The organism is Marinobacter nauticus, from assembly GCF_003634635.1.
GTDB classification, from domain to species: domain Bacteria; phylum Pseudomonadota; class Gammaproteobacteria; order Pseudomonadales; family Oleiphilaceae; genus Marinobacter; species Marinobacter nauticus.
This window is the reverse complement of sequence record NZ_RBJB01000005.1, coordinates 120,106-137,319: the sequence shown is the minus strand read 5'-3', so window position 1 is coordinate 137,319 and position 17,214 is coordinate 120,106. Positions and strand designations below refer to the sequence as shown.

Sequence of the window (17,214 nt, the reverse complement as noted above, 5' to 3'; positions counted from 1 at the left end):
CCAACAGTCGGTTATTTCTGAAGTTCATCCCAGGGGTGTACCGGCACCACCGCTTCTTCCGACATCTCGCTCTCGAAGGAACTGCGGAAGTAATCCATGGCCTTCTCGGCCTCACCCAACTCATCAAACCGCGCCACGTGGTAGATGGCCTCACCTTCGTTCACCAAGGGCAGGTTGTTCACACAGATGACGATCCCGGAACAGGGTGAAGTAATAGCCACTTCAGTCTCGCCAAAGGGGTCGGCTACCATGGCCAGCCGCTGCCCCTTGCGGACCTTCTGGCCCAGCCTGGCCACCGGCCGCATGATGCCGTCGATATCTGCCCGCACCCACTGCGAATTGGCCGCCGTTTCCGAACGCTTTTTCGGCGCCTTGGGGCCTTTCTTGGCCGGCACCATTTCCAGTTCCCGCATTACCCGGATAATGCCCTTCACGCCGCTGGCAATGACGACATCGTCAAAGCGCAGGGCTTCGCCGCCTTCAAAAGTAATGACCGGAATATCCAGTGAATCGGCGTAGGCACGCAGGCTACCTTCGCGCAAACCGGCATTGATGATAATCGGTGCACCGAAAGCCTCAGCCATTCGAGAGGTTTCGGGATTTTTCAGTTCCGCACGGATCTGCGGCAGATTGAACCGGTGAATGGCGCCGGTATGCAGATCGATAATGTGGGTGACGCTTTCCATGATCTGGGTGCGCAACAGATAGGCAATACGCCCACCCAGAGAACCACTCTCTGAGCCCGGGAAACACCGGTTCAAATCCCGCCGGTCGGGCAGGTAGCGGGTACGCTGTACAAACCCGAAGATATTGACAATGGGAACCGCCACCAGGGTGCCCCGAAGGTGCCGGAGCGCGGAGTTCTTCAACACCCGGCGGATGATTTCAACACCGTTGATCTCATCGCCGTGAATGGCACCACACACCATCAACACCGGGCCGTCCCGGCGACCGTGCACCACTTCCACCGGAATATGCAGCGGGGTATGGGTGTAGAGTTTTGCCACCGGGACTTCCACGGTCTCCCGGGTACCGGCTTTCACCTGTACGCCGGCAATCTCAAACGGTGCTCTGGCCATGCCTGCTTATCCCCTGCCCCGGGTTTTGGTTTTCCAGGGTTTATAGTTCTTTTCGGTCCAGTTAATGATCATGCCGGCCACGTTCTTGCCGGTGGCATTTTCAATACCCTCCAGGCCCGGCGAAGAGTTTACCTCCATCACCAGCGGGCCACGGCTGGAACGCAGCAGGTCAACACCGGCCACATTCAGGCCCATGGCCTTTGCGGCGGTGATAGCGGTGCGGCGTTCTTCCGGGGTAATCCGCACCAGCGAGGCGGTGCCGCCGCGGTGCAGGTTGGAGCGGAATTCGCCTTCGGCGCCCTGGCGCTTCATGGCGGCAATGACCTTGTCACCGATCACGAAACAGCGAATATCGGCACCGCCCGCTTCCTTGATGAACTCCTGCACCAGAATATCGGCTTTCAGGCCCATAAAGGCTTCAATAACACTTTCTGCCGCCTTACGGGTTTCCGCCAGCACCACACCGATACCCTGGGTGCCCTGCAGCAGCTTGATGACCACCGGAGCCCCTCCCACCATTTTCAGCAGTTCCGGTACGTTGTCCGGTTTGTTGGCAAAGCCGGTCACTGGCATACCTACACCCTTACGGGCCAGCAGCTGCAAAGAGCGCAGCTTGTCCCGGGAACGGGTGATGGCGACCGATTCGTTCACCGGGAACACACCCATCATTTCAAACTGCCTGAGTACCGCGGTGCCGTAAAAGGTGACTGAGGCACCAATACGGGGGATCACCACATCAAAATCCTCCAGCACCTCTTCGTGGTAGTGGATTTTCGGGTCAGCAGAGGTGATGTTCATGGAGCAGTGCAGGCAGTCGATGACCTTCACTTCGTGGCCACGGTTAATGCCTTCCTCCACCAGACGCCGGGTCGAATACAGGTGACGGTTTCGGGACAGTACCGCAATTTTCATAGTCAGGTCCTTGGTGCCGGCTCACCGGCAAGATAAGAAGCTTCGGGGTAAATCGTTGAGCGTCCCGCCATGGCGGTGCGCCCAAGTAACATCCGGAACCGCATGGAGTCCCGGTTGGTCAGTGTCATTTCAATGGGCCAGCTCTGGTCGCCCAGGACCAGCGTGGTTTCAATCACCAGGCGTTGTTCCTTGTGGCCACCGGAATCCGATACCGTGCGCTCGTCCAGCACCCGGGCATCGCATTCCACCACATGGTGCAGATCGTTCTGAACCGGGTGCACCCAGAACTTCACACGACGTTCGCCGTTTTCGGTATAGGGCTCGGTTCGGAACGTGTGCAGACAGGATGTCCTGGCGCCAGTATCCACCTTGGCCTTGATACGCTGGATATCAAGATCCGGCAGCGCCACCCATTCCCGCCACCCCAGACTAACCTTGTTCTCCGCGGCTTTCGGGGGAGTGGTTTTGATGGCTTCAGGTTTTATTGTCGACATCCGGTAATTCCTTTTCTTGCTGTTGTTCCGACCCGACCAGCTGTATGCGGAAAGGTTCGGAATGACTGCCGGCGTAGACACTGGTGTGGGGAAACGGTATTTCAATACCGGCCCCGTCCAGTGCCTTCTTGATGGCGACCATCATGCCGCCTTTACCTTCCAGGAAATCCTCCCGTGCCACCCAGAAGGAAAACTGGAGATCCACAGACGAAGGCCCGAAACCGGTAACCAGCACAAATGGCCGGGGCTCTTCCAGGCAATGCGGATTGGTCTCCGCCAGCCCGAGCAACAGATCCCGCACCCGCTCCACATCTTCAGCGTAGGCGATACCGATCACCAAATCGATCCGCCGGATCGGAAACCGGGACCGGTTCACCACCCGGGTTTTGATCAGGGTTTCATTGGGGATACGCACATACAGGTTGTCCGGTGTTCTCAGCTTTACACTGAGCAGATCAATCGCCACCACCTCACCAATGGTGGCATCCGCTTCGATGACATCGCCTATCTCAAACGGGCGCTCCATCACCAGAAACAGGCCACTGATGATGTTGGAGGCCGATGTCTGCGAAGCAAAGCCAATGGCTACCGTAAGAATACCGGCCGCCCCCAGCACCACTTCCAGTGAAAACCCGGCTTCCCGCAGTGCTGCGATAGCAAACAGCACGAAAATCACATAGAACACCAGGCGCCGGATGAGCACCTGGTGGTGCCGTGAAGTGCGGCTTTCGACCAGCCGCCCGACGCTCCGGGCCAGCATGGTACCCAGGAAGATACCCAGCACCAGCAAAAAGCCCGCCGCCAGCCACTGCCCCCAGGCAATGCCACTGATCAATTGAATAAACGTAGCCTCAATAGCCTCAATCAACAGAGTTGCTCCTGATTCTGTCAGCCAAACATCCGGTCAAACGCCCGCACCAGGCGGCGCCCTTTGGCCAGCTTTTCCCGGGGCGGCGCCACCAGTTGGCATTGACCGGCACAGGCGGGTACTGACTGTTCAATATTCAGGCTGGCGGAGTTCATATCGGTTTCACACTCTACCGTGACTCCCGGCGTCCACAGCTGTCCACGCTCGTTACGATAAAGGGCCAGCAATGGCGTGGGCAGGCTGAACCTCTCCAGCAGCAGTGACTGCTCACGGCGATTGATGATGGTCACCGGAGTAACGGCCCGCCAGGGCCGTTTCGGCACCGCCTCAAGTGCCAGACGACCAAACGTGGAGGAAGCGTAGCAAAGCTCTCCCTCCATGGTGTTACGGCCAAGCCAGGTCATGGAGGGCACGGCCAGCGGGATCTCGGTCAGCTCCGTTTGCCCATCACCTACACACACTTTCATCCACAAGGATGTTCCCACGTAAAGCAAACAGCGCCCACCGGCAGGAATGGTTAAAGGCTGGAACGGCCGTATAACCGTGGGACGACAGCCCATAGCGGGGTTGAAGCGGACGATACCGTTATCATCCATACGCACAAAACGCTGCACTGGGATATCAGCGGATGGCACGGTATGGCCCAGGGTTTCCTGCCAATGGAGGGGATCGGAATGAATATCCAGCTTCTCCTCACGCACCTGCCACTCAAGGTCCAGCAGGGTAATCCAGACCCGGGTATGTCCAAGCTGATGTTGCTGTGTCTGGCCGGATGCCAGTTGATAGGGGTGCGCCCAGACACCTTCGCGCTGGCTTTCGGTTTGCTCGGTCATGCCTGCGAAACGGCTCCTTGTTGTCAGCGTGATTCGGTGGCGGCTGGTTTTAACTATAATCCAATCCGGTAGTTGCAGCGAATATACAAGCCTATGATTTTTTGGGTTGTATTTACCCTTATATGCACCCGTCAACGACCTGGATGACCCGATGACACAACTGGTGTGGTTCCGTAACGACCTTCGGCTTGCCGACAACCCTGCCCTGACGGCCGCGTGCCGGTCCGGAGACCCGGTGCGCGCGTGTTTTGTAGTTACCCCTCAGCAATGGCAGGAACACGACTGGTCTGCCGCCCGGGTACGCTTTGTTCTTGAACACGCCAACGCCCTGGCCCGGGAACTGGCTGAGCTTGGCGTTCCACTGACATTCCTGAACGCCGAGCGTTTTTCGGATGGCAGCGATGCGCTGCTGCAGTTCTGCACGGACAGTGACATTGCCGAGGTCCATTTCAACGAGGAGTACGGCATTAATGAACGCCGCAGGGATAAAGCACTGCGCGATCGCCTGGTGGACTTCGGCATCCGGGTGAGCAAGTACCGGGATCAGACAGTCGCCCCGGTCGGCCAGATTCTGACCCAGCAGAACGAACCCTATTCAGTGTTTACCCCCTTCTCCCGGCGCTGGCGCAGCTGGATAGAGGAAACACGGCCCACTCTGCACCCCAGGCCCGCCGCGGTCGGCAACGCGGTCAAACCCGAAAAGACCGACACCCTGCCTGCGCCGTTCAGAGAGACACCGGAGCCCCTGGTACCAACGGGAGAGGATGCCGCTCACGAGCAGCTGGAAGCGTTTCTGGCGGAGCGCGCCAAGGACTACAAAGATAACCGGGACTTCCCGGCGCTGGATGGCACCAGCCAGCTCTCCCCCTACCTGGCCAATGGCGTGCTCTCCGGGCGCCAGTGCCTGATTGCGGCAAAGCAATCCGGCCTTTCCGGGGAAGGCGTGGAAACCTGGATCAATGAAATCGCCTGGCGGGATTTCTACATCCATATCCTTTATCACTACCCGCGAGTGGGTATGGGACGTGCGTTCAAGGAGGAAACCGAGGCTCTGGCCTGGAATACGCCGGGCGAGCATTTCGAAGCCTGGAAGGAAGGCCGCACGGGCATCCCTATTGTGGATGCAGCCATGCGCCAGTTGAAAGCCACCGGCTGGATGCACAATCGCCTGCGGATGATCACTGCCATGTTCCTCACCAAGAACCTGTTTATCGACTGGCGGCTTGGTGAAGCCTGGTTTATGCAGAATCTGGTGGATGGCTTTCTGGCGTCTAACAACGGTGGCTGGCAGTGGAGTGCCTCAACGGGTACCGATGCTGCGCCCTACTTTCGGGTGTTCAATCCGGTGACCCAGAGTGAGCGGTTTGATCCTAAGGGGGAGTTTATTCGGAACTGGGTGCCGGAGCTGGCAAAGCTCGACAACAAGCGGATTCATGACCCTTCCAGGGGTGGTGTTATCCCAAAAGGCTATCCCAAACCCATTGTGGACCTGAAAGAGTCCCGCAAAGAAGCCATCGCCAGGTTTCAGGCGCTGAAGGATTGAGACTTTGGAGTCTCGTTGCCGGTCAGGGTTGGGGGAGGTCTTTCCAAAACACGCCGTAAATACATCCATGTAGGCTCCGTTCCGCCATCCATGGCTCCACAGGGTTTTGGAAAGACCTCCCCCAACCCTGACCTATCCTGGAGTTAACTTGCGCAGACTGGGCACTCGGGATCTCTTGCCAGCTTCATCTCCCGCCATTCCATCTGCCAGGCATCCAGAATTAGCAGACTGCCTACCAATGGTTTACCAACCTCTGAGATGACCTTTACAGCTTCCATCGCCTGAGCCGAGCCGATCATACCGACGAGCGGAGCAATGACACCAGCTTCCGAGCAGGTCAGGTCTTCGTTGCCCTGTTCAGGATACAGGCAATGGTAACAAGGGCTTTCCGACTGGCGAGGATCGTAAACGGAAAGCTGGCCTTCACCTCTTATTGCAGCCCCCGAAACCAGGGGCACTTTCGAAGAAACCGAAGCCCGGTTCAGGGCGAACCGGGTATTGAAGTTGTCCGTGCAGTCCAGCACCAGTGTGGATTCGCTCACCAGATGGCGCAAATCATCACCATCCACCCGGCGATTCACCGCATTAACGGTAATCTCCGGATTGATCGCCCTCACCCGCTCGGCCAGACGCTCGGCTTTTGAATTGCCCAGCCAGCTTTGCTCAAAGGCTATCTGGCGCTGCAGATTTGCCAGCTCGATCTGGTCATCGTCAACCAGAGTCAGGTGGCCAATACCTGCGGCGCCCAGGTAGAGGGCCACAGGACAACCCAGGCCGCCAGCGCCAATAACCAGTACGTGGGCGGCTTTGAGTTTTTCCTGGCCGGCGATGTCGAACCGGGGCATCAGGATTTGCCGGCTGTAGCGGAGGAGTTCTTCGTCGCTGAGCATAGTTGTTCTCGCTATTGGTCGCTGGCCGGTTTCCTGGCCAGGGTCATGCGATCATTGCCGCCGTAATCTTTGCGGGTTTCCATGTTGCGCCATCCGGCTTTTGCAAACAAATCCCGTACAGCGCTGCCCTGGTCGTAGCCATGCTCCAGCAGCATCCAGCCATTGGGGTTGAGCCAGTTCAGTCCTTCGGTCACCAGCAGACGAATATCGTCCAGACCGTCGTCTCCGGCCACAAGGGCAGATTCAGGCTCGAAGCGCACATCGCCTTCCCTTAAATGACGGTCGCTGGCCGGTATATACGGTGGATTGGAAATCAGAAGGTCGAAAGTACCGGCGGGAATCTGGTCGAACCAGTGGCTCTTTACCACGGTAACAGGCAATCCCAGGCGCTGGCTGTTTTCCCGGGCCAGCTCGACCGCGTCTTCCACACGGTCACTGGCCATAATCTGCCAGCCAGGCTGTTCACTGGCCAGAGCCAGCGCGATAGCACCGGTGCCGGTGCCGAGGTCCAGCACGCTTGCGCTGGCAGGTAATTCCAGCGACAGCGCGGCCTCTACCACGCACTCCGTATCTGGCCGGGGGATCAGGGTGGACGGACTGACTTTCAGAGGGAGAGACCAGAACTCCTGCTCCCCCAGCAGATAGGCAACGGGTTGGCCGCTGGCACGCTCGCCCACCAACGCGAAGAACCGCTCTGCCTGCTCCACCGGCACGTCCCGCCCCGGCCACGCCCGGAAACTGGTGCGGGTCAGGCCGGTGATATGGCTCAACAGGAGTTCGGCATCCAGCCTGGGAGACTCACCACCAATCCGGCCTGCCGCTTCTCTCAGCAGGGCCTCACAGGTAAGCGAACATTCACTGCTGCTCATTGGCCATATCTGCCAGCAGTTCGGCCTGGTGTTCCTGCTGCAAGGGAACCACCACGGCGTCCAGGTCTCCGGCAATCACTTCGTCGAGCTTGTACAGAGTCAGGTTGATACGATGATCCGTTACCCGGCCCTGGGGGAAGTTGTAGGTGCGGATACGTTCGGAACGATCACCGCTGCCCACCAGGCTCTTGCGGGTTTCCGCCATGCTCTTCTGCTGCTTTTCCAGCTCGGCATTCTGAAGGCGGGAGGCCAGCAGGCTCAGGGCCTTGGCGCGGTTCTTGTGCTGGGAACGTTCTTCCTGGCATTCCACCACAATGCCCGTGGGCAGGTGGGTGATGCGGATGGCCGAGTCGGTTTTGTTCACGTGCTGACCACCGGCACCGGAGGAGCGGAAGGTATCCACCCGCAGATCGGCTTTGTTGATCTCGACCGCTTCGGCTTCGTCGGCCTCCGGCATCACGGCAACTGTGCAGGCCGAGGTGTGAATGCGGCCCTGGGATTCGGTTTCCGGCACTCTCTGCACCCGGTGCGCACCGGATTCAAATTTCAGCGTGCCATAAACACCATCGCCAGAGAGGCGGGCGATGATTTCCTTGAAACCGCCGTGCTCCCCTTCATTTTCGCTGAGCACTTCGACCTGCCACCGGCGTTTCTCTGCATAGCGGGAATACATGCGAAACAGGTCGCCGGCAAAGATAGCGGCTTCATCGCCCCCGGTGCCGGCACGGATTTCCAGGAACACATTCTTGGTGTCATTGGGGTCTTTGGGCAGCATTAAACGCTGCAATTCTTCGTCCAGCTCTTCACTGCGAGCCCGGGCACTGGCCAGCTCCTCTTCGGCCATTTCCCGCATGTCTGCATCGCCGTCTTTGGCCAGTTCCGTGGCCGCATCGATGTCCTCCAGAGACTGTCGCCAAGCCTGAAAACACTTGACCACCGGTTCAATCTCGGCGAACTCGCGGGACAGGTCCCGGAATTTATCCTGATTGGCAATCACCGATGCATCACTCAGCAACGCGTTCACCTCCTCGAACCTTTCAACAAGCTGTTCGAGGCGGGACTGGATGGATGGTTTCATAGTTTTTCCGTGGTGGTGGGCTCGTCAGCTTCCAGTGCGTCCAGCTGGTAAAGCTCCCTCAGGCATTCGGTCACTTCGGTACGGCCTTCGGCCATCGCCTTGCGTACCTGAACCGAGGGTTGGTGCAGAAGTTTGTTGGTCAGGCCCCGTGCCAGTGAGCGCAGGGCCGTCTCCGGATCGGTGCCGTTGCGCAGGGCGCGCAAGGCTTTTTCGGTTTCGACATCGCGCAGCAATTCTGCACGCTGACGGAACACCTTGAGAGTGGAAACCGCATCCAGGGCACGCAGCTGATCCAGAAAATCCTGAACGCCACTGCTGATCAGGTTTTCCGCCTCCCGGGCCGCGCCTTCCCGGGAGCGAATATTCTCTTCAATCACCTGGCGCAGGTCGTCTACGGTATAGAGGTAGACGTCGGCCAGTGACGCCACTTCCGGTTCAATATCCCGGGGCACGGCAATGTCGACCATGAAATAGGGCCGGTGTTTGCGCTTCTTCAACGCCCTTTCCACCGCGCCTTTGCCCAGAATCGGCAAGGGGCTGGCGGTGGAGGAAATCACGATATCCACGTCGGAAAGATGATCCGGAATTTCCGACAGCAGAATGCCTTTACCACCGTGGGCTTCTGCCAGCGCCTGGGCCTTCTCCAGCGTACGGTTAGCCACCAGAAAACTACGCACACCGGCTTCTGCCAGGTGTCGTGCGACCAGTTCAATGGTTTTCCCGGCACCAATCAGCAGCGCCTTGTTGCGGGACATGTCCGCAAAAATGTGGTGCGCCATGCTGACCGAGGCATAGGCAACCGACACCGGGTTTTCACCAATGGCCGTCTGGGTGCGTACCCGCTTGGCTACTGAAAAGGTCTGCTCGAACAACCGGGATAGAAAGGAACCGGTGGCGCTGTGTTCCCGCGCCAGCGCATAGGCATCCTTGAGCTGGCCCAGAATCTGCGGCTCGCCCAACACCATGGAGTCCAGGCCGGCGGCCACCCGCATCATATGACGAACCGCGTCGGAATCCCGATGCACATAGAGTACGTTTTCAAGATCGGCCACATCCAGCTCGTGGAAACCGGCCAGCCAGCGCAGCACCGAGGGGGCACAGTCGTCATCGCCGGCCAGATAGAGTTCCGTCCGGTTGCAGGTGGACAGGATAGCCGCCTCGCTGGCACCGGAGGCAGCACGGAGTTCTGAAAAGGCCTCGGCCATTCGCTCCGGCGTGAACGCCACACGCTCGCGGATCTCCACGGGTGCGGTGCGATGGTTAATTCCCAGCGTTACTAGTGCCATTTGGAGTACAGAAAACCCTGCCCTGATTATGGATAATCACTCGCCATTCTACCGGGGCAACTGCTCAGTCGCCACCCGAAAACCCGTCGCCTTCGGCAAGTGCGGACAGGTTGGGCAAGTTCAGACGCTTATGCCATTATAGGGCCTTGGCCGTGGCCGCAACCCGATCTGCCTCAATTACCGGGCAGAAAACGGTTTTCACTGACCTATCGCCGATAGCACACAGGAAGTTGCATGCAAAAATCCGCACCGTATCTGGTTACCTGCCTGTTGGGACTCACTCTCGTCACACTTCCGGGCTGCGCCGTATTTTCCGGTACCCCGGAACCCGCCGATGAGGTAACCGGGACCGATACCCCCGCAGCTACCCCGCCTGCCACGCCCATCAACTATGCCGAATTCGAACCGGAAGTGCTTTACCAGCTTCTGTCGGCTGAAGTGGCAGGCCAGCGTGGCCGTTACGATGTCACCCTGGTCAATTACCTCCAGGCTGCGAAAACCTCACGGGACACCGGCGTGATTGAGCGGGCCATGCGGATCGCCCAGTCTCTGAATGCAGACAATGCCCAGCAACAACTGGCTACACTCTGGCTGGACGTGGACCCCGACAATCTGGAAGCACATCGGATATCGGCCATTCAGGCGGTCAAGCGCCAGAAACTGGAAAACGCCCTGTTCCATATGGAGCAGATCATGGACCAGGGAGAAGACGCGGATTTTGACAGCCTCGCTGCCATGGCCGCGGGACTGCCGCCCGCGCAGCAACAGGAGCTGTTGACGCTATACAGTCAACTGGCAGTCAAGCACCCGGATAACCCCGAACTGCAGTACAGCATTGCCCTGCTGCAGAAAATAACTGGCACCCCGACCGTCGCCCTCCGGCAGATCAACCAATTGCTTGAGCAAGAGCCTAGCTTTCAGCCGGCCATCATCCTCAAGGGCGACCTGCTCTACCAGACCGGGCAGAAACGTGAGGCACTGAATTACCTGACCACCAACACCCGGCGCTTCCCGGCCAACCGCCAGATGGGCACCCTCTATGGCCGCATGCTGATTAACGAGGGAGAGCTGCAGGCGGCCCAGGACGAATTTGAACGGCTGGTAAAACGCTATCCGGACACCCCGGGACTGAGACTCTCACACGCCCTGGTCGCCCTGGAAAACCAGCAACCCGCACTGGCCCGGGAGGAACTGACCCGCCTGATCGAGCAGGGCCATCATGAAGATGAAGCCAGCTACTACCTGGGACGCATTGAGGAAGATGCCGGCAATACCGACCAGGCGATCGAGTACTACCAGAGCGTGCAACGGGGAAACTATTTCTTCCCGTCGCTGGCCCGTGCCAGCGAACTGCAGGCCCAGGCCGGCGAACTGGACCAGGCCATTGCCCATATCCAGAACCTGCGCGAGCGAGCCCCTGATCACGCCGAGAAATTCTGGCTGCTGGAGGTGAATCTGCTGATCGATCAGGAGCGGAATGAGCAAGCCCTTGCCGCAGCCGATGCTGCACTGGAAAGCTACCCGAACAACGTTGAACTTCGCTATGCGCGGGCCATGCTACAGGACACCATGGGAGAACCGGCTGGCGCAGAGCAGGATTTGAAAACCATCCTCGAACTGCAACCGGACAATGCCGTTGCCCTGAACGCCCTGGGCTACATTCTGACGGTACGTACTGATCGCCTGGATGAAGCCCGCGGTTATATTGAGAAAGCCCTTGAGCTGGACCCGGAAAACCCGGCTATTCTCGACAGCATGGGATGGATACTGTTCCGCCAGGGCGAAACGAATCAGGCCCTCGACTTTCTGGCCCGCGCCTGGGAAGCCTACCCGGACCCGGAAGTAGCGGCACACTATGGCGAAGTCCTGTGGGTAACCGGTAATGAAGAACAGGCACGCATCATCTGGGAAGAAGGACTGGACCAGAGCCCGGACCATGAAATTCTTCGGGAAACCATCGACCGGCTGACCAGTGATGGGGCCGACCAATGATCCGAAGACTACTCGGCGTGGCACTGCTAACCGGTGCCATGACCGGCTGTACCACCATCCAGCTGGAACCCTTGCCCGAGGGCATGACCAACCAGCCGCCCGCCGACTGGGCCGAGCGCAGCAACCACCTGAGCCGCTTTGACCAATGGCAACTGAGAGGAAAGCTGGCGGTAAAACAACCCTCAGACAGCGGCACTGCCATTATCAACGGCTGGCGCCAGCAGGGTGAACGCTACGACCTCTCGCTGTCATCCTCATTCCTGGGCATGGGCACAACACGACTCACGGGCGTTCCGGGCTTCATAGAATTAACCCTGGCCAATGGTGAGACCTACCAGTCCTCAGACCCGGAAACCCTGGTGGCCGCCGCTACAGGGTGGAACCTGCCCATCGACAACCTCGCCTGGTGGGTTCGGGGACTGCCGGCGCCGGAGGGTGATTTCCGCCTGCTGTTCGACGAACAGCACCAACTGGCCATCCTGCGGCAGGATGGCTGGGAAATTCGCTATGACCGCTGGCAGCCATTCATTGACAGCCTGCCCGCGCTTCCTGCCCGGATCACAGCCCTGAACGGCGACAAACGGGTACGCGTGGTCATCAGCGAATGGCAACAAGAGGACTGAGTATTGTTAACCCGGATTACCCTGCCCTCGCCCGCCAAACTCAACCTGTTCCTGCATATCGTTGGCCGGCGCCCGGACGGATACCACGAGCTCCAGACCCTGTTCCAGTTTCTGGACTATGGCGACGAACTCACGTTCACACTGACTCCGGAGCAGCCCGGCATACGACTGGCAGAACCCGTATCAGGCGTTCCGGACAATGACAACCTGGTGATCAGGGCAGCCAAAGCCCTGACCGAAACCACCGAGAACACGCTCCCCGGCGTTACCATTCACATCCACAAGCGCTTGCCCATGGGCGGCGGCCTGGGTGGCGGCAGCTCCAACGCCGCAACCACCCTGCTTGCAATGAACCGCCTCTGGGAACTGAATCTGGGCGAAGACCAGCTTGCAGAAATCGGGCTGCGCCTGGGCGCCGATGTGCCGGTATTTGTGCGTGGCCATGCAGCCTTTGGCGAGGGTGTCGGCGAAAAGCTGACCCCCACAAACCCGCCGGAAGACTGGTTTGTGGTGCTCAAACCCGAGTGCAACATCAGCACCGGAAAGATTTTTTCAGCCGAAGGGTTGACAAGGGACACACCAAAAATCAAAATACGCCCCGCTTTTGAGGGAGACGCCTCGAGGTACCGAAACGACTGTGAGGATGTAGTTCGAAAACTGTATCCTGAGGTTAACCAGAGCCTGGAGTGGCTTTCACAATTCGGACCTGCAAGATTAACCGGAACCGGGGCTTGCATTTTTGGACGTTTCCCGACAGAATCCGCAGCCCGGATTATCTGGGAAAGCAAACCCTCCGGCATCACGGGGTTCGTAGCTAAAGGGGTGAACCAGTCACCTCTGCACAAAAAGCTGACAGAGCTGAAATGATGCCAAAAAAGCACGATGATATTGGGGTGTCGCCAAGTGGTAAGGCAACGGGTTTTGATCCCGTCATGCGCAGGTTCGAATCCTGCCACCCCAGCCACCTTTCTCCCGCTTCTTCTGAATCAAACGCCGATACTGAGAAGGATGCTGTCGTGTCCAAATTGATGATTTTCGCTGGCAATGCCAACCCCGAACTTGCGCGTGATATTGCCAGAAAACTCCATATTCCCATGGGCCAGGCCACTGTAGGCCGCTTCAGCGATGGCGAGACCACCGTTGAAATCAATGAGAATGTTCGTGGTCACGACGTTTTCATTATCCAGCCCACCTGCTACCCCACCAACGACAACCTGATGGAACTGATCGTGATGGCTGACGCCCTGCGTCGTGCATCCGCCACACGAATCACTGCCGTTATTCCTTACTACGGCTATGCCCGTCAGGATCGTCGCGTTCGCTCTACCCGGGTAGCCATCAGCGCCAAAGTGGTCGCCGACATGATTTCCAGCATTGGCGTGGATCGTGTGCTGACCGTAGACCTGCACGCCGACCAGATTCAGGGCTTCTTCGATATCCCGGTGGACAACATCTACGCCACCCCGGTACTGCTTGAAGACATTGAAAAACAGCGGTTCGAGAACTTTGTCGTCGTATCTCCGGACGTAGGCGGCGTTGTCCGCGCCCGTGCTGTTGCCAAGCGCCTGGATGATGCCGACCTGGCCATTATCGACAAGCGTCGCCCCAAGGCCAACGTTTCCCAGGTAATGCACATCATCGGTGACGTCCGCGACAAGACCTGCATCCTGGTGGATGACATCGTCGACACCGCCGGCACACTGTGCAAAGCCGCCAACGCGCTCAAAGAGCACGGCGCCTCCCGCGTGGTTGCCTACATTACTCACCCGGTACTTTCCGGCCCGGCCATCGAGAACATCAACAACTCGGAGCTGGACGAACTGGTGGTGTGCGACACCATCCCGCTGGGTGACAAAGCCAAAAATTGTGATAGAATCCGCCCCCTCAGCATGGCTGGGCTGCTCGCCGAATCCATTCGCCGCGTGAGCAACGAAGAGTCCATCAGTGCCATGTTCGAGAACGTCTGAACAGACTTATCGCTGTAACCCTCAGACTTAAAGGCAGTTTCCGGGTCGGGAGTCCAACAGGGCTCCCGACTCTTTTAGTCGATCGGAAAACTCCGGTCTTTTTGAAATGCTCATCTGTTCAGAGCCTGGTCGCGGGCCGCTCAGATGACCAACGAGGTAATTACCATGTCTCAGGATTTTGTTATTGAAGCATTTCCTCGTGACGATCAGGGGAAAGGTGCGAGCCGCCGCCTGCGTCGCGAAGAGCGTAAGATTCCGGCCATCATCTACGGTGGCGGCAAAGACGCAACTCCGGTCGCCATCTGGCACAATGAGCTGAAAAAGGCCATCGAAAACGAAGCCTTCTTCTCTCACATCCTGACCGTCGACATTCAGGGCAAAAAAGAGAGCGTGATCCTGAAGGATCTGCAGCGTCATCCGTACAAGCCCATCCTGACTCACGCCGACTTCCTGCGCGTTGACAAGGACCACGAGATTCACGTTAACGTACCGCTGCACTTCATCAACGAAGACACAGCTCCGGCCGTGAAACTCCAGGGTGGCATTGTTTCCCACACCATGACCGAAGTTGAAGTGATCTGTCTGCCGCAGAACCTGCCCGAGTTCATTGAAGTCGACCTGAACGAAGTCGAGATGGACCAGGTAGTTCACCTGAGCGACCTGAAACTGCCGAAAGGCGTTAAAGTTGCCGCTCTGCAGCAGGGCGAAGACCACGACCTGCCAGTTGCCTCTATCCACAAGCCGAAAGGCGCCAAGGCGGACGACGCTGAAGGCGAGGAAGGCGAAGAAGGCGGCGAGGAGTAATAACTCCGGGGGCAACGGCGAATGGCACAGGATATTGTCATGGTGGTTGGACTGGGAAATCCCGGTTCCGACTACGAGAATACCCGCCACAACGCCGGCGCCCTGTTCGTCGAAGCGCTGGCCCGCGAAGCGGGTCAGACGCTCCGTCCCGAAAAGAAGTACCACGGGCTATACGCCCGCATTCAGTGGCAGGGCCTGGACCTGCACTTACTGAACCCCAGCACCTTTATGAACCGCAGCGGCACTGCCATCAAGGCCCTGGCGGACTTCTTCAAGATCTCCCCTGAACAGATTCTGGTTGCCCACGACGAGCTTGACCTGCCTCCCGGCACGGCCAAACTCAAGAAAGGCGGCGGCCACGGCGGCCACAACGGGCTGCGCGACACCATCGCCCATCTGGGCACCAACGATTTCCAGCGCCTGCGCCTTGGCATAGGCCACCCCGGCGACAGCCGCAAAGTCACCGGTTTTGTACTGGGCCGACTGGGCAAACAGGAAACCGAACAATTGACCGCCATGTTTGACGAAGTCATGCGGGTATTACCGGATGCCGCCAACGGCAAACTGGCTGCCGCCATGAACCGTTTGCACAGCTTCAAACCAACGCCCTGAACAAGGCACATCCCCTTACTCGCACCCTTACCGATACACCGGTATAATCCGCCCAAATTTTTCAGTTCCAGCAGAGGCATTCCATGGGATTTAACTGCGGCATCGTCGGCCTTCCCAACGTCGGCAAATCCACCCTGTTCAACGCACTGACCAAAGCCGGCATCGGCGCGGAAAACTTCCCGTTCTGCACCATCGAGCCGAACGCCGGCGTGGTGGCCATGCCCGACCCGCGCCTCACCAAACTGGCGGAGATCGTCAAGCCGGAGCGGGTGGTGCCCACCACCATGGAGTTCGTCGACATCGCCGGCCTGGTCGCCGGCGCCTCCAAGGGCGAAGGCCTGGGCAACCAGTTCCTGGCCAACATCCGCCAGACCGATGCCATTGCTCACGTGGTGCGCTGTTTTGAAGACGGCAACGTCATCCACGTGGCCAACAAGGTAGATCCCGCTTCCGACATCGAAGTGATCAACACCGAGCTGGCCCTGGCTGACCTGGATACCGTCGAGAAAGCTATCAAGCGAGTACAGCGCGTAGCCAAGAGCGGTGACAAGGAAGCCAAGGCCCAGCTGGAGATGTTTGAAAAGCTGCTGCCGGTGCTGAACGAGGGCAACCCCGTGCGCGGCATGGGCCTGGACAAAGACCAGATGGCACTGATCCGTGAACTGTGCCTGCTTACCGTCAAGCCCACCATGTACATCGCCAACGTGAACGAAGACGGCTTCGAGAACAATCCCCACCTGGACAAGGTGCGTGAGATTGCCGCTTCTGAAAACGCAGTCGTGGTACCCATCTGCAACAAGCTTGAAGCCGAGATCTCTGAACTGGAAGACGAAGAGAAATCCATGTTCCTGGACGAAATGGGCATGGAAGAACCTGGGCTGGACCGTGTGATCCGCGCCGGTTACGGCCTGCTTGGCTTGCAAACGTACTTTACCGCCGGCGTGAAGGAAGTGCGTGCCTGGACCGTCAGAATCGGCGCCACAGCCCCTCAGGCGGCTAGCGTTATCCACACCGACTTCGAACGCGGCTTCATCCGGGCTGAGGTGGTGAGCTACGACGATTTCGTACAGTACAACGGCGAAGCCGGCGCCAAAGATGCCGGCAAATGGCGCCTGGAGGGCAAGGATTACATCGTCAAAGACGGCGATGTTATTCACTTCCGGTTCAACGTGTAATTTTCGGTATTTTTTGGCCGTAAAGCCTTGACAGGATGAGCCCAAATACCGAAAATACGCGCCTCGTTTGGGGCGTGTCCCAAAGCGAAATGGCAAGGTAGCTCAGTTGGTTAGAGCACAGCACTCATAATGCTGGGGTCGGCGGTTCGACTCCGCCCCTTGCTACCAGAATTCAAAGGGTTACAGCTC

The 17,214-nt window shown here is 58.5% G+C and carries 17 protein-coding genes and 2 tRNA genes; 10 read left to right on the top strand and 9 right to left on the bottom strand.

Annotated elements, in window-relative coordinates; all coding sequences use genetic code 11:
* Positions 1–11: 11 nt before the first annotated feature.
* From C7436_RS15625 to C7436_RS15605, 5 genes are read right to left on the bottom strand one after another with little or no spacing between them, the layout of a single operon-like run.
* Complete coding sequence (locus tag C7436_RS15625; protein ID WP_121208399.1) at positions 12–1,079, bottom strand: succinylglutamate desuccinylase/aspartoacylase family protein; 1,068 nt, start codon at positions 1,077–1,079, stop codon at positions 12–14.
* 6 nt (positions 1,080–1,085) lie between these two features.
* A complete protein-coding gene (gene rimK / locus C7436_RS15620; RefSeq protein ID WP_011785816.1) occupies positions 1,086–1,991 on the bottom strand; it encodes a 30S ribosomal protein S6--L-glutamate ligase in 906 nt (301 codons plus the stop codon).
* Between the two features lie 2 nt (positions 1,992–1,993).
* Complete coding sequence (locus C7436_RS15615; RefSeq protein ID WP_011785817.1) at positions 1,994–2,485, bottom strand: ATP-dependent zinc protease family protein; 492 nt, start codon at positions 2,483–2,485, stop codon at positions 1,994–1,996.
* Complete coding sequence (locus C7436_RS15610; protein ID WP_023008868.1) at positions 2,466–3,353, bottom strand: mechanosensitive ion channel family protein; 888 nt, start codon at positions 3,351–3,353, stop codon at positions 2,466–2,468. Before C7436_RS15610 ends, C7436_RS15615 begins: the two co-directional genes overlap by 20 nt.
* A gap of 20 nt (positions 3,354–3,373) precedes the next feature.
* Positions 3,374–4,186 (bottom strand): hypothetical protein, encoded by an 813-nt coding sequence (locus tag C7436_RS15605; protein WP_121208398.1) that lies wholly within the window; start codon positions 4,184–4,186, stop codon positions 3,374–3,376.
* Between the two features lie 151 nt (positions 4,187–4,337).
* Here C7436_RS15605 and phrB point away from each other — a divergent pair, with 151 nt between their 5' ends.
* Entirely contained in the window at positions 4,338–5,729 is a 1,392-nt protein-coding gene (gene phrB / locus C7436_RS15600; protein WP_121208397.1) for a deoxyribodipyrimidine photo-lyase, read from the top strand.
* 143 nt (positions 5,730–5,872) lie between these two features.
* Here phrB and C7436_RS15595 read toward each other — a convergent pair whose 3' ends face one another.
* Genes C7436_RS15595 through hemA form a run of 4 tightly spaced genes read right to left on the bottom strand, consistent with a single transcriptional unit; the run spans position 5,873 to position 9,852 of the window.
* Positions 5,873–6,619, bottom strand: coding sequence for a HesA/MoeB/ThiF family protein (locus tag C7436_RS15595; protein WP_121208396.1), 747 nt, complete (start codon positions 6,617–6,619; stop codon positions 5,873–5,875).
* 11 nt (positions 6,620–6,630) lie between these two features.
* Positions 6,631–7,488, bottom strand: coding sequence for a peptide chain release factor N(5)-glutamine methyltransferase (prmC, locus tag C7436_RS15590; RefSeq protein ID WP_121208395.1), 858 nt, complete (start codon positions 7,486–7,488; stop codon positions 6,631–6,633).
* Complete coding sequence (gene prfA / locus C7436_RS15585; protein WP_011785823.1) at positions 7,475–8,566, bottom strand: peptide chain release factor 1; 1,092 nt, start codon at positions 8,564–8,566, stop codon at positions 7,475–7,477. Before prfA ends, prmC begins: the two co-directional genes overlap by 14 nt.
* Positions 8,563–9,852, bottom strand: coding sequence for a glutamyl-tRNA reductase (gene hemA / locus C7436_RS15580; protein ID WP_011785824.1), 1,290 nt, complete (start codon positions 9,850–9,852; stop codon positions 8,563–8,565). The genes prfA and hemA overlap by 4 nt, the downstream gene beginning before the upstream one ends.
* A gap of 234 nt (positions 9,853–10,086) precedes the next feature.
* Between hemA and C7436_RS15575 the strand changes: the two genes are divergently transcribed.
* From C7436_RS15575 to C7436_RS15535, 9 genes are all read left to right on the top strand, one after another.
* Positions 10,087–11,844, top strand: coding sequence for a tetratricopeptide repeat protein (locus C7436_RS15575; RefSeq protein WP_121208394.1), 1,758 nt, complete (start codon positions 10,087–10,089; stop codon positions 11,842–11,844).
* A complete protein-coding gene (gene lolB, locus C7436_RS15570; RefSeq protein WP_113879845.1) occupies positions 11,841–12,467 on the top strand; it encodes a lipoprotein insertase outer membrane protein LolB in 627 nt (208 codons plus the stop codon). Before C7436_RS15575 ends, lolB begins: the two co-directional genes overlap by 4 nt.
* A gap of 3 nt (positions 12,468–12,470) precedes the next feature.
* A complete protein-coding gene (gene ispE / locus C7436_RS15565; RefSeq protein ID WP_121208393.1) occupies positions 12,471–13,334 on the top strand; it encodes a 4-(cytidine 5'-diphospho)-2-C-methyl-D-erythritol kinase in 864 nt (287 codons plus the stop codon).
* 22 nt (positions 13,335–13,356) lie between these two features.
* A tRNA-Gln gene (locus C7436_RS15560) sits at positions 13,357–13,431 on the top strand.
* 52 nt (positions 13,432–13,483) lie between these two features.
* Entirely contained in the window at positions 13,484–14,434 is a 951-nt protein-coding gene (locus C7436_RS15555; protein ID WP_011785828.1) for a ribose-phosphate diphosphokinase, read from the top strand.
* A gap of 165 nt (positions 14,435–14,599) precedes the next feature.
* Entirely contained in the window at positions 14,600–15,238 is a 639-nt protein-coding gene (locus tag C7436_RS15550) for a 50S ribosomal protein L25/general stress protein Ctc (protein WP_011785829.1), read from the top strand.
* Between the two features lie 21 nt (positions 15,239–15,259).
* Positions 15,260–15,850, top strand: coding sequence for an aminoacyl-tRNA hydrolase (gene pth / locus C7436_RS15545; protein ID WP_121208392.1), 591 nt, complete (start codon positions 15,260–15,262; stop codon positions 15,848–15,850).
* A gap of 83 nt (positions 15,851–15,933) precedes the next feature.
* Positions 15,934–17,025, top strand: a complete 1,092-nt coding sequence (ychF, locus tag C7436_RS15540; RefSeq protein ID WP_121208391.1) for a redox-regulated ATPase YchF — start codon at positions 15,934–15,936, stop codon at positions 17,023–17,025.
* 91 nt (positions 17,026–17,116) lie between these two features.
* A tRNA-Met gene (locus tag C7436_RS15535) sits at positions 17,117–17,193 on the top strand.
* Positions 17,194–17,214: the final 21 nt, after the last annotated feature.